This is a genomic window from Streptomyces sp. JLBJ103 (assembly GCF_058215575.1).
The window spans coordinates 8,338,274-8,351,995 of sequence record NZ_CM177089.1; the positions used below are offsets into that span (position 1 = coordinate 8,338,274).

Below are 13,722 nucleotides of genomic sequence, written 5' to 3' on the forward strand. Positions count from 1 at the left end.
CCCCCAGCGGCTTGTTCCTCGACGCCGACCCAACGGATAGGCGGCTTCCACCTGCCCGAATGGCGCGGTGGTTTGGAGGCGAACCTCGTCGGGAAATCACGTTGCGACGCTCGGCCGTATGGGACCGGGGGTCGCGAGGGGGCAGGGGGACGCGGGTGAAAGTAGCCTTACGCATCCGGTATCGCCGTATTCATGCCGCTGTGGCGTGTTTCTGTGCGGCGGTCGTCTGGGTCGCTCTGTTGAACACCGAGCCGCGTCGGCCCGCCCGGCTGGAACTCGACCCCGGCACGGCCTGGTTGGTGAGTACGAAGCCGGGGTTGCTCACCGCCGTCAGCGGGGAAGCCGCCGCCCCGTCCGCCCAGGTGCCCGTACCGGACACCCGGGCGGCGCCGAGGATCGACACCCATGAGGGCCCCGGGTTCGTCGTGGTGGCGAACGCCTCGTCGATCCCTAAGGACAGAGCGCGTGGCCTCGTGCTGGACACGACCCGGATGAAAGTGGTCGGTACGCGTCGGTTCACTGCGGAGGACGCGCGCATCGAGCTGTCGGGCCGCGCTGCCTACGAAGTGCATCCCTCCGCGGGCCAGGTGATCCCGGTGAAGCCCCCGGCCCTCGGGGTGTCCGGAAAGCCGGTGGATTTCTACTCCCCGATCAGCGCGGTGGTGCCCGACGGTACGGGAGGATTATGGGCGCAACTGCCCGCCAGCGGCCGGACGGTACGAGTCCGGGGTGGATCCGTGCGGACCGTTCTCCAGGGCGAGCCACGTCATGACGTGCTGCTGACCAGTGGGGGCGGACGGGCGGTCGTGATCGACCGCACCGCCTCGAAGCTCACCGTTCTGCACACTGCCGGGGGCCACCGGCAGCCCTCCGAGATGCAGCTTCCACTCGACACGGCCTCCCGTCATCGCGTGGCCGCCGCGGCCGTCGGGCCACGGAACCGGCTTCACCTGGTCATCACGCCGTCCAACGATCTGCTCACCGTGGACCTCGGCACTGGACGGACCCTCGACCGCGCGAACCTCGTCGCCGGCGCACCGCACCAGTTCGGGACACCGGTGGAGGACCGCGGGCAGGTATGGGTGCCGGACCGGAGCACCGGCCGGATGCTGCGCTATGACCGCGATACCCACAAGAGCCTGACTTCCGTCACGGTGTCCCACGGCCGTGCGCCGATGCTCCGGGTGTTCCGGCACGGCGGCTTCGTCTGGGCCAATGACCCCCAGGGCCCGTCGGCAATGGTGGCCGGTGGGCGCGCACCCACCGTCTTCCGCAAGTATCCGCCGCCCCGGCGCTCCGGCGGCCATCCGTCCGCCACACCCACACCCTCACCCGATCACACCTCCAGCGCTCCCCGGCCCGAAGCGTCGGCCAGGCCCACGCCCTCGGCCACCACCGGGCCGACGACGAAGCCGAGGCCGAAACCGTCGGACGAGACCTCACTCCCTCCCACCGATGGGGACGAGGAGACCTTCCCGTCCCTGCTCACCACCTACTCCGGCGCCAGATGGGGCCGGTTCTCACCCGACGGAAACACGCTGGCACTTCTGGGGGACGACCGCTCGACGATCACCCTGTGGTCGATGGAGAAGCCGTCGGAACATCGCCGTCTGAGCCGCTTCCAGCCGTTGGGAGCCTCCGAGACTCACGGCTTCGTCTTCCCCCGTGACCGGCCGCAGATGTTCGTCACGGGGAGCGGCGGAGTCGGCATCTACGACATCGGTGATCCGAGGAATCCACGGGAAGAACATCGCTGGCCCTATCTGGAAAACGCCCCGCCGACCATGAACGTACTGGCCGTCAATCCCGACGCGACCCTCATGGCCTATCCCTCCTATGTGCACTTCGACCAGGGGAGCCAGCTGAAGATCGGTGACACTTCGGATCACTCCGATCTTCCTGAAATCGACTACGGGCGCAGCATCGGAGGAGAAGGCGCCTTCATCTACGGGGTCGCGTTCAGCCCGACCGCGCCGCTGCTGGCCGTACGGGTCTGGGACGTGACCGGACAGGACGCGATGGTCCTGCACTTCCTCGACCTCACCGATCTCGCGCACGCGCAGTCCGTCTCCTGGACGGTGAGGTCCGGAGCGCCGCCCCGGTTCACCGCCGACGGCCGTCTGATGGCCGGTCCGGGGACCAGGACCGAGATCTCCCTGTGGGATGTCACCGACCCCGCACACCCGCGGGAACATCCCGTACGGAACACCGCCCGGACCATCGCTGCTACGGCGTTCAGCCCCGACGGTACGATGCTCGCCCTCGGCGACGGGAACGGCAAGGTGACGCTCTGGCAGGTCTCCCGCGACGGCTCGGTACGACGGCCCGTCACCTTGCCCGGCAGCCGTTCCGATGGCATCTCCGCCCTCGACTTCAGCCCCGACGGCCACCTGCTCGCTGTCGGAAGCGGTGACTCCGTACAACTGTGGAAGGTTGGCTGATGCAGCGCCCTGCCCAGGAGGACTTCGACGGCCTGCGGATCCGGTTCGACACGGTGGCGGAGGCCGTGGGCGAGGTGCTGCGTGGTAAGCGCGAGGCCATCCGCCTGGCGCTCATCTGCCTCGTGGCGGAGGGCCATCTGCTCATCGAGGATGTGCCAGGGGTGGGCAAGACGTCCCTGGCCAGGGCCCTGGCGGCGGCCTTCGGAGTCACCAGTGGCCGGATCCAGTTCACCCCCGATCTGCTGCCTTCGGACATCACCGGAGTGCAGGTGCTGGAGCGGGGGGCGTTCACCTTCCAGCCCGGCCCGGTCTTCGCCCACATCGTCATCTGCGACGAGGTCAACCGGGCCTCGCCCAAGGCGCAGGCGGCACTGCTGGAGGTGATGGAGGAACGCCAGGTCTCGGTGGCCGGTGAAACCCGCCCCGTACCACGCCCGTTCATGGTGGTGGCCACCCAGAACCCCATCGACTTCGAAGGGACCTACCCCCTCCCCGAGGCACAGCTCGACCGCTTTCTGATGCGCGTCAGCATCGGACCGCCCGACGCCCGGGTCGAGAGCGAGATCCTGGCCCGGGAGGCCACCACACTGAGCCCCGAGGCCACCATCGGCACCGTGCTGGACCGGGAGTCCCTGCGCGGGATGATCGAGACCGCACGGCGCGTCAAGGTCGACGGCTCGGTCAACGACTACATCGCCGCCCTGCTCCAGGAGACACGGTCGCCCGCACACCGGGAGGAGATCAGGCTCGGCGCCAGCACCCGCGCCGGGCTCGCCCTGCTGCGCGCCGCGCGGGTGTCCGCCGCGGCCGAGGGCCTTCAGGGTGTCCTCCCGGACCAGGTCCGCGCACTCGCCGTACCGGTCCTGGCACACCGTCTGGTGCTGACCGAACGCGCCGTCTGGGACCAGATCACCTCCGAGGACATCATCCGCCGGATCCTCAGCCGGGTACCGGTGCCGCGGTGATCACGCGTACCGGTGCGGCGGTGCTGGCGGGTTCGGTGGTCCTGGCGCTCCTGGCATGGACCTTCGCCTCCACCGCGCTCGCCGCCCTCGCCGGATGCGGGGCACTCGCCGTGGCGGCCGGACGGCTGGTGCTCCGCAGCACACCCCGGATGGCGCACGGTCCGCGGACACACACCCGCCGGATCACCCGTGGCGAGCCCCTGACGGCGACCATCCCCGTACCCGCGGTGCGCCGCCGGTGGCTGCCGCGGCCCACCGTGCTGGTCACCTGCTCACGGCAGCCCGCCCTCGGAGCGCCGGACGGCCGGGCGGACACGGTCGTGGCCGGCACGGTGGCGGACGGTGCGGAAGGCGCCGAACACCACCTGCCGCTGCCCACCGACCGCCATGGCCCCCTGGTCGTCGGACCGACCCTGGTGCGCCGGTCCGACCCGCTCTTCCTGTTCCGTTCCGACACCGTCGTTGGCACACCCCTGACCGTTCAGGTGCTGCCCCGTGTGCTGCGGGTACCGGCGGCGCCGTCCCGTGATGTCACCGGTCGGGACGGTGCCGCCCGGCGCCCCGGCCCGCTCGGCGCCTGGGAGTTGCACTCCCTCCACGCGTACCGCCCCGGCGACGACGTACGCCGTATCCACTGGCCGAGCAGCGCTCGCGGTGACACACCGCTGGTGCGGCGCGACCTTCAGCCCGACGAGCACCTCCGTCACCTGTGGCTGGACACCCGCCCCGACGCGTACTCCACCGGCGCCGACTTCGAGGAGGCGGTGGACACCACCGCCGGTCTCGCCGTCGACGCGCTCCGCCGTGGGCTTGCGGTGCGCCTGTGGACCAGCGCGGGGCGCTTTGTGCACGGGGATTCCCCACCGGGCGGTGTGACGCAGGTGCTGCGCTTTCTCACCGCCGTCGTGCCCACCGTGTCCGTCGGTCCGCCGGGGGCCGGACGCCCCGGCCGGCTGCGCTCAGACGGCGCCTCGGTGGAATCGCTCACCGTGGTCACCGGCGACGCCCCGGCGGTGACCCTGCCGTCGCTGTCCGCCGGGCGCGGGCGGGTCCTGGTCCTCCGGCTGGGCACCGCCCGGCGTACGCCGGGTCGTTCGCCGGGGCGCCATACGACGGGCGTGGCCGACCGGGGCACGGTGCGGTACGCCGCCGACGCGGAACAGGCCCTGGCGCTCTGGAGTGCCGTGTTCGGAAGCGGGGTCGGCCGGTGGCGATGACTCCCTCCCCGCACACCTCCGCCCGCCTCCACGCGACCGCCGTCGCCCCGGCGTCGGCCGTTCTCGCCGCCGCGGTGGCGGGAAGCGCGTTCCACCCCGTGTTCGGCTACCGGCCCCTGCTGTTCCCGGTGGCGGTCGCCGCGATCCTCCCCGTGCTCCTCGCCACCGTGTGCGCCCGCCGGGCCCGGCCCCTCCCGCCCGAACTCGCCTTGTGCGCAAGCGTCGTACTGTGGCTGTCCGCCTGCGCGATCACGGTGTACGACGTGCGCACACCCGGCGACATCGCCACCGGTCTGCGACATGTGGCGGAAGGAACGCCGAGCGGATGGGGGCGGCTGCTGGACGCACCACTGCCCGCCCCGGCCGAAGCGCCCCTGATGGCCGTGGTGTTCACCCTGACCTGGGCCGCGGCCGCCGCCGGAGCCGAACTCGCGCTGCGCACCCATGGCCGCGCCCGGTGCCTGGCTCCCGCGGTGGCGCTCTTCGTGGCCGCCACCGCGACCACCATCGGTGGGCCGGGAACGACTCTTCCCCAAGCGGTGGCCATGGCGGTCATCTCCGGGGCCGTACTGGCCCTCGGACACCAGCCGGATCTGCGGCTCGGGCGTTCGCCGGACCGTGCCACCGGCCCGGCCGCCACGCGCTGCCGCCCCGCCCCCGTGGCCCGCGCCCTGCTGTGGCCGTCGCTGATCGCCGCGCTGGCCGTGCCGTCGGCCGCGGCCCTGCCCTGGACAGCGGGCGACGCCCCGTACAATCCGCGCGAACACCGCGCCGAGCGCACCGCACCGGTCCATCTCACCCATCCGCTCGAACAGTTCTCCGGCTGGCGCTCCTCGCCCCGCCAGGTGTTGTTCACCGTGCGCGGCGGTGCCGTCGGACGCTGGCGGCTGACCGCGCTCACCGCCTACGACGGCGCCCAGTGGAAGCCCTCGGGGCTGTTCACCCGCCACCTGGGCACGGGCCTGAAGCCGGGCACCGAGACCGGACGGCCTGTCCACTCCGAGGTCACCGTGAAAGGACTCACCGGGCGGTTGCTCCCCGTGCCGGAGACCCCGCTGCGCGCCGGGGCACCGGTGGCGGTGAACGCCGAGGACGGCGCCGTCCTGGCCGATGACCCGCTGAACCGCGGCGTCCGGTACCGCGTCACCAGTGTCACTCCGCAGCATCCCGCACCCCTGGACGCCGCCCGGTTGCGAGCGGCACCCGGCGCTGCCACCACCCTCGCGGTGCCGAGCGAGGCCCCGACGGCGCTGACCACCCTCGCCCACCGCGCCCGCGCTGCTTCTCGTTCCCCGTACGGACGTGCCACCGCACTGGCCGCTATGTTGCGCAAGGAGTACACGTGCCTGCCCAAGACGCCGGGGAACCAGTCCCTCGGCGCCCTCGACCGGTTCCTCACCGAACGGCAGGGCGCACCCGTGGACTTCGCCTCGGCGTTCGCCCTCGCCGCGCGGGTGACCGGACTCCCCGCCCGGATCGTGGTCGGCTTCCAGGTCACCCGGCGTGGCTCCGGCGACCTCCGCGTCACGGGGGCCGATGCCCGGGTGTGGAACGAGATCGCGCTCGCCGGGGCGGGCTGGGTGCCCGTGGATCCGGTGCCGCCACCCGGGCGGGAGCGGCACACCCCACCGTCCACCGAACCCACCCCCGATCCTTCGCCATCGGCCGAACCCCGGCCCTCGCGCCACCCCACGCCCGCACCGCCCGCCCGCGGCGCGGCTCCACGCCCCTCGATCGGCCCGGCCGGCGACACGGACTGGGCGCTGGTCGCTCTGTGGGGCGTGAGCACCGCCGCTGCGGCGTTGCTGCTGTTGCGTGGGTGGCTGCTGCTGATACGCCCGTGGCTGCGGATCCGGCGCGGCAGAACCGCCCCCGTTCCGGCGCGGCGTGCCACAGCCGCCTGGCAGGCGGTTGTTGAACAGGCCACGGTGGCGGACACCTTCGGCCCACCGCCGGCCGCCACGTTCCACGACATCGCCGCCCACCTCGCGGCGACCGGAGGCCCCGGCACCCGTGCCGCGGCCGCGCCGCTGGCGCTGCTGGCCGCACGGGCCCGGTTCTGCGAACCCACTGAGGAGGAGGCGGCCCGCGAACCGGCGTGGCGTCCGATGTCCGCACAGGACGCCGACCGCGCCTGGCTGCACAGCGATGTCATCAGGGCCGAGCTGAGAACACATCAGGGGTGGCGGGCGCGCGGCTGGGCCCGGCTGCTGCTCCCGCGGCGCATACGCCGACAGTCAACCGGCCACTTCTCCCGCCGAGATGGCGGCGGTCCTTCCCGGCGCGTCGGCGGCGGCTCTTCCCGGCGGGGCGATGGGAGCGGTGATGTCTGACCTCGCCCTGGGGCTCGCCGGGCCCGGCGCTCGCGCCCTCCTCATCGGCACCGGGACGGTCGCCGACCCGGCGGTGCTGCCGCCCGTTCCGGCCGTCCACCGAACGCTCACCGATCTGCGCGCCATCCTGTTGCGGCGCACCGGGCTCAGCGAGGATCGGATCCGGGTGCTGGAGGACCCCGAGGACGCGCGGACCATCGGACAGGCCGTCACCGAGGCCGCGAAGGCAGCCTCGGACACCCTGCTGCTGTACTACGTGGGCCACGGCCTGGTGGGAGCCGCGAACGAACTGCGCCTGTGCACCCGGGAGACCACTGGTGACGCCGACACCGATCCCTTCACCACCGCGTCCTTCCGGGACCTGGCCGCGCTCGTACGCCGCCACCGGCCCACCCGGTTCGTCATCGTCCTGGACTGCTGCCATGCCGAGCGCGCGGGCGACGAATCGCTCACCGCCTTCCGCCACCACTACCTGCTGGCCGCCGCCGCCCGCGACCAGAGGGCACTGGCACCAGTCGGGGACGTACACACCGCGTTCACCGGTGAGCTGATCCGGCTGCTCCACAGCGGCGATCCGCACGGTCCCGCGGTGTTCACCCTCGAGGAGCTGAGACGGGCCCTCGCGGACCGCGATCTGAGCCCGAGGGCCCGGCACGACGCGCCTACCGCCTGGTTCGGCTTCGCCCGCAACCCGGCGGCCCGCGCCGAACCGGCCACGGAGCCGACGGGCCACGACACCGGGGTGTGCCCCTATCCGGGCCTGTCCGCCTACGACGAGACCACCCAGCACTGGTTCCGCGGCCGGGACCGGCTCACCAGCGAACTGGTCCGCGAGGTCACCCGCGCCGACGGCCCCGGTGAGCCCGTGGTGCTGCTCGGCGCGTCGGGATCGGGGAAGAGCTCACTCATCCGGGCCGGACTGCTGACGGAGCTGAGACGGAGCGCCAACTCTGCTGGCACACCCGGGCATTGGCGTTCGCTGGTGTGCACACCGACCGCGGCACCGCTGCGCGCGCTCGCCGCAACCCTGTCCGGGCCGGCGCGGCTGCCGGTCCCCGCGGTGGAACGCGCCCTCGCACACGACGCCGCGGCGCTCGTACGGCGGCTGGCCCGGCCCGAAGCCCCCGTGCTCCTGGCCGTGGACCAGTTCGAGGAGGTCTTCTCCCTGTGCGAGGACGAGACCGACCGCGCGGCCTTCATCCGTGCGATCGCCGCCCTCGCCACCACCGGCGCCACGCCCTCGGCTCCAGTACGGGTGATCCTGGCCGTCGCCGCCCCCTACTACGCCTCCTGCGCCGAGTGGCCGGAGCTGGCCCACGCGCTGTCCGCGCGGCAGATCCTCGTCACACCACTGAGCGCCGAGGAGGTACGGGAAGCCATCACCGAACCGGCCCGCCAGGAACACCTGAGGGTCCAGGAGGGGCTGGTCGAGCTGGTCCTCGCCGACCTGGGCTACCCCCGCGCGGCCACGCCCGTCCCCGAACCGGGTTCGCCACCGCACCCGTTCACCCTCGCACACTTTGCCCAGGCCCTCACCGCCACCTGGCGGCGGCGCGAGCGCGGGGTGCTGACCGTCCGCGGCTACCAGGAGTGCGGCGGCCTGTCCGGCGCCATCGCCCAGGCCGCCGACAGCGTGTACCAGGACCTCGGCTCCGACGACCAGCAACTGGCGCGCATCCTGCTGCTGCGCATGGTGCGGCCCGGCAGACCGCTGGAAGGTGTCCCACCCGCCCGACGGCCGGTCGACCGTGCCGAGCTGGTACGCGAACTCGGTGGCGGGCGGGCTGACGCGCTGCTGGGCCGATTCCTCGCCAAGGGCCTCGTCGTCGAGCGGGAGGGCACCGTGCAACCCGCACATGACGCGGTCCTCCACGCCTGGCCCCGGATGCGGGCCTGGCTCGCCGCGGACCCGGTGTGGCGGCTGCACCACGAGCAGCTGACCGCCGCGGCCAGGGCCTGGACCGACTCCCAGGGCGAAGAGGCCGACCTCTACCGCGGACACACCCTGGCCAGGGCGCTGGAACAGGTCGAGGGACGGCCCCGGCTGGAAGTCGGTGAGGACGTCTGGCAGTTTCTCAACGCATCGGTGGCCAGGCAGCGTTCAGCCGCCCGGCGGTCCCGCCGCCGTCGCCGCACGCTGCTCGCCCTGGCCATCACCACCGCCCTCTGCGTCATCGTGGCCGTCGTCGCACTCTGGGCCGCGTTCGACGCGCACCGCGCCTCCTCAGCGGCGCAGGACGCCGACACCTCCCGGCGGCTCGCCGCCGCCTCCCGCGCGGCGGCGCCCACCGATTCGCCACTGGCCGGACGGCTGGCGGTGGCCGCGTACCGCAGCGCCCCCACCGACGAGGCATGGGCCGCCATGATCGCCGCCGCTGGGGGCTGGTCGAGCGCCTCGGACAGCGGGGACGGCGGTGGCCGGATGCCCGGCGGCGTCTCCGTCGAGTTCTCGCCCCGCCGCGATCTGCTGGCCATCAATGATGGGGAGGAGCTGCACCTGTGGGACGCCGCCACCCGGCACCCGCTGGGCACACTGGGCACACCCGGGACCGGGCCCATCGAAGACATGGCGTTCAGTCCCGACGGGCGACGCATCGCGTTGCTGCGGGCCGACGGCACGGTGCAGATCTGGCACACCGACAAGCCCTCGGGACCACCGACGGACGAGATCGTGGTGCCGGAGCGGACCGTATCGGGGGCCTCATGGGTGTCCTTCGGGCCCGGAGGCCGGACCGTCGCCGTCGCCATGGTGACGAGCGGCGACGCGGACCGGATCACGGGTACCACGTGGGTCACACCGCTGCCAGGGAAGAGCGAACCGCGACGCCTCGACCATGTGCGGGCGCGCTACACCGCAGGTGGCAGGTTGCTGATCGGGCTGGAGGACGGCGGACGGCTACGGGTCACCCGCGTGTCCGCCACCGGAGCCACCCGGCACACGGAACGGCTGCCGCGCAGCCCCTCCCCGTACCGGGGCACACCCGCTGTCGCGGCACAGGGCGGCACCCTGGCCGTCGCCCACGACGACGGCCTGGTGGAAGTACACGACATCACCCCCGGCGGCCGCGTCCGGCCGCGCACACGGTTCCGGACGAACGCGAGCGCGCTGGCATTGTCCCCGGACGGGCGGCTGCTCGCCGTGCAGGAGAACGGGGGCCCGCTCACCCTCTGGGACCTCACAACAGGTGACGACCCCGTACCCCTGACCTCCCAGCCCGGCGTTCGCAGTACCGATGAGTTCGGCCTCGCCTTCAGCCGGGACGGAGGGCTGCTGGCCGCCATCACGAAGGGCGGGACCGCGCTGGGCGAGCTACGGTCCGCTCGGCAACCGGCGGTACTCGCCGACATACCGGTGCCGGACGGAGGACCCACGGCGGTGGCACTCTCCGCGGACGGACGTATCACCGCCATCGGCACCCGGCACGGCACCGTCGCTCTGCGGTCCGTCAACGGCCGATCGCCACGCGGGCCGACCGGGCTGGCCGACCCCACCGGACACCCCGTGGTGGACCTCGCCTTCGCGGCGGACCGGCGCACCCTGATGGTCACCCGGGGGAGCGGTGTCGAACTGTGGGACACCACCCGCCCCTCCGCCCAGCACCCTCTCGCCGTACTGACCGGCGCCCGTGCGGCCGTCGCCGTGAACGCCCCCGTACTGCTCACCCGTGCCCCCAGTGGCGTCGCCCGGCTGTGGCGTATCACCCGTCCCGAACGGCCGGACCACCAGAGCGACTTGGACAGGTCATCCGGTCCCGAGGACGCCGTCGCACTCACACCGGACGGCCGCACCGCCTACACCGGCGCGTGGTGGAACATCCGCCGTGCCGACCGGCCCCATGCGATAAGCGGGCCGGGCAGTCGGCACCCGGCGGTCGGTCCGTCCCGCCCCACCGGTGCCATGTACTGGGTGAGCCTGGCCCCGCACACCGGGCTGCTGGCCGAAGCGCGGAGCCCGTACGCACGCACCTGGACCGATGAACCCGGCCGCACGCCGCAGCAGGTGGCCCATCCCGGGACCACCCTCACTGGTCTCGCGGTGGCCCCCGACGGTCGGCTCGCGGCCACCGGAGACGACGAGGGCGGAGTGCGGCTGCACTCAGGATCCGCCACCGCCGGATGGCATCCACTGGCGGATTTCCTCCTGCGCGGATCCCCGATCACGGCCCTGGCGGTCGCCCGCGGCGGCGTGGTGGCGGTCGCCTCCGAGGACGGACGGGTGCGTGTCTCGGATGTGTCACCCGGCGCACTGCAAAAACGGCTGTGCAGGGGGACGCTGCCGGTGGACTCCGCGGCGGCCTGGACCGCCCATACGTCGGGAGACCCACTGCCGGAGGACTGCGGCGCATGACATCTGGCTGCCTGACCTCTGACTGGGGCTCATGACCACCGTGGGACGACGATCGCACCCAGAAATCGCACACAGAACAGGAGACCCCGTGGCGCTGCACATCAGCATCGAGGACGGAACCCGGAGCACCGAACCGGACGACTGGCGTGGGCTGGCGGACCGACTGCGCGATGAACCCGATCTGGGGCAGGTGCGTGAACTGCGCTCACCCGTCCGGCAGTGCGAGCTGGGCGCGGACCTCCTCGGTGTCCTCGTCGAGGTCGGCGTGGCGGCGGTCGCTACCCTGGGAGTGGTCCTGGAAGCCTGGCTCCGGCAGCGCGGTGGCAGCTTCAAGGTCACCTGGGAGCGCGAGGACAGCGACACGCGCGTCCACATCACCCTGGAGGGAACCAACGCCCAAGGTGCGGCAACGGCCCGCGCCCTGCTGGACGACCTCAACCAGGCGGTGGCCCAGGCGGAGGCGACAGGAGAGCGGTCGGCTGCACACGGCCGACGTGACGGCCACGACGGACAGCCGGACGATCCTCTGGCCACGGCCGCCGGCTGAGTGGGACGGCGCCATGACCCGCGCCGCGCAGCCGCCGAGCCCTGCCCTCACGGAGGGCAGGGCTCTGAGAAGTGCGCCGCGAAGCCGAGGGCGTCGCCGCGGGCGCGACCCGGGACCACGGGTGCCCGGACCGCGTGTCAGATGCCGAACTCCGCCGAGGAAAGCCCGAGCGTGCCGCACACCTCCCGCAGGACCTGCTCCTCGGCCGTCGACACATAGCCGTCGGCACCGGCGACCACAATGCCGGTCTGGACCACCGCTCTGGCCTCGGCGGGCTTCTTGGCCGCCTTGGCCACCTCCTGGAGCGCCTCCGCCTTGCCCCGGGCGAAGTCGGCCGTCATCACGTCAACGTGCTTGTTGAACCGGGTGCGCAGCTGATCCGGCGGAAAGTTCTGGAGAACGTCGTTGGACAGGATCAGCGACTCGACATGCTGTCGCTCCGCGGGGTCGACATGTCCGTCGGCCGCTGCCACCAGGGCGCACACAGCCATGCTGGCGTCCCGGTAGGCACCGCTCTTCAGCTCCGTCTTGAGCGATGTGAGCTGTGTCTTGAGCACGCCGACGAGCTGGGCCTTGGACCCGCCGCCCGACCCTGGGCGCCCGTGTCCTCCGGAGCCACCCGTGCCATGACCCCGCTGCTGCTGGAGGGCCTTGGCCTGGTCCTTGATCCGATCCCACATCGCCACTGCTGCCACCTCGGCTTTGACGTGTCGTTCGTCACCGGACACGTGCCGTCACGTGTCATCCCGGCAACGTACATGGCCGCCGCCGAGTTCCGCCGTGCGAACAGGAGCGACGCACTCCTGCCGGAGCCACTCGCCGAGCGGGCCGTCCGGGTGACACTGCCCCACCGACCACCGTGCGGAAACACCGTCGCGTGGTGGGCCGTCGCCACCGAGCTACGGTCGTCTGGAGGGCGGGAGGTGGCAGATGCAGATGGGACTGCATGCGCTGGGCATCGGGAACGGCGCCCGGCCGCAGATCATCCGCGCGGTGGCGGAAGCCGCCGAAGCACACGGCTTTGCGACCCTGTGGGCAGGTGAACACGTGGTCATGGTCGACGAGCCGACCTCCCGCTACCCCTACTCCACCGATGGCCGGATCGCCGTCCCCGCCGACGCGGACTGGCTGGACCCGCTGCTCACGCTGACGTTCGCCGCGGCGGTGACCACCCGGATCCGCCTGGCCACGGGCGTCCTGCTGCTCCCCGAGCACAACCCGATCGTGGTGGCCAAGCAGGCCGCGACACTGGATGTGCTCTCCGGCGGGCGGTTCACGCTGGGAATCGGCGTCGGCTGGTCGTCCGAGGAGTTCGCCGCGCTCGGTGTCCCCTTCGCTCATCGCGGCCGCCGCACATCGGAGTACATCGCCGCGATGCGCACGCTCTGGTCCGACGATGTGGCCTCGTTCGAGGGGGAGTTCACACGCTTCGACGCGATCCGGGTCAACCCCAAACCGGTGCGCCAACGGCAGATTCCGGTAGTGGTGGGCGGAAACAGCGATGCGGCACTGAGCCGGGTCGCCGCCTTCGGCAACGGCTGGTACGCATTCAACCTCCCCGCGGACACCGTTGCCGAACGCGTCCACGCTCTCGGGGAGCACTGCGCGAGCCACCGCCGCCCGGCGACGGAGCTCACCATCGCCGTCGCGCCGCTCGATGGCGGCCCGGACCTGCTGCCCGACCTGGCAGCAGCCGGGGTGACCGAACTGGTGGTGGTCGGAGCGCCACCGGCGACACCGGACGCGGCCACCGCGTGGGTCACCGACCTCGCCCACCACTGGATCACACCGGGCTCGTGACAAGACCACGGGTGGGGCGGGCTGACAGCTGCCGCCGCCGCGGTGTTTGCCGGATCGGCAACAGACATCGC

8 protein-coding genes are annotated in these 13,722 nt (G+C 72.5%); 7 read left to right on the forward strand and 1 reads right to left on the reverse strand.

All coding sequences use genetic code 11. The features are described 5' to 3' along the window. The first annotated feature begins 239 nt into the window (after positions 1–239). The 6 genes from AC4BEG_RS35390 (at position 240) to AC4BEG_RS35415 (ending at position 11,851) form a co-directional block, all read left to right on the forward strand. A complete protein-coding gene (locus AC4BEG_RS35390) occupies positions 240–2,441 on the forward strand; it encodes a WD40 repeat domain-containing protein (RefSeq protein WP_490703768.1) in 2,202 nt (733 codons plus the stop codon). After that, positions 2,441–3,406, forward strand: a complete 966-nt coding sequence (locus AC4BEG_RS35395) for an AAA family ATPase (protein ID WP_490703769.1) — start codon at positions 2,441–2,443, stop codon at positions 3,404–3,406. Before AC4BEG_RS35390 ends, AC4BEG_RS35395 begins: the two co-directional genes overlap by 1 nt. Next, entirely contained in the window at positions 3,403–4,623 is a 1,221-nt protein-coding gene (locus AC4BEG_RS35400; protein WP_490703770.1) for a DUF58 domain-containing protein, read from the forward strand. The genes AC4BEG_RS35395 and AC4BEG_RS35400 overlap by 4 nt, the downstream gene beginning before the upstream one ends. Continuing rightward, positions 4,620–6,956 (forward strand): transglutaminase TgpA family protein, encoded by a 2,337-nt coding sequence (locus tag AC4BEG_RS35405; RefSeq protein WP_490707309.1) that lies wholly within the window; start codon positions 4,620–4,622, stop codon positions 6,954–6,956. The genes AC4BEG_RS35400 and AC4BEG_RS35405 overlap by 4 nt, the downstream gene beginning before the upstream one ends. Further along, positions 6,949–11,304, forward strand: coding sequence for a caspase, EACC1-associated type (locus AC4BEG_RS35410; RefSeq protein WP_490703771.1), 4,356 nt, complete (start codon positions 6,949–6,951; stop codon positions 11,302–11,304). Before AC4BEG_RS35405 ends, AC4BEG_RS35410 begins: the two co-directional genes overlap by 8 nt. Positions 11,305–11,392: 88 nt before the next feature. Further along, entirely contained in the window at positions 11,393–11,851 is a 459-nt protein-coding gene (locus AC4BEG_RS35415) for an effector-associated constant component EACC1 (RefSeq protein ID WP_490703772.1), read from the forward strand. 137 nt (positions 11,852–11,988) lie between these two features. On the opposite strand, the gene AC4BEG_RS35420 is transcribed toward AC4BEG_RS35415, so the two are convergent. Next, positions 11,989–12,537: a tellurite resistance TerB family protein gene (locus tag AC4BEG_RS35420; RefSeq protein WP_490703773.1), complete on the reverse strand. Its 549-nt coding sequence runs from the start codon at positions 12,535–12,537 to the stop codon at positions 11,989–11,991. 244 nt (positions 12,538–12,781) lie between these two features. On the opposite strand from AC4BEG_RS35420, the gene AC4BEG_RS35425 reads away from it, so the two are divergent. Further along, on the forward strand, positions 12,782–13,651 hold the full coding sequence (locus tag AC4BEG_RS35425; protein ID WP_490703774.1) for an LLM class F420-dependent oxidoreductase: 870 nt from the start codon (positions 12,782–12,784) through the stop codon (positions 13,649–13,651). Positions 13,652–13,722 lie beyond the last annotated feature (71 nt).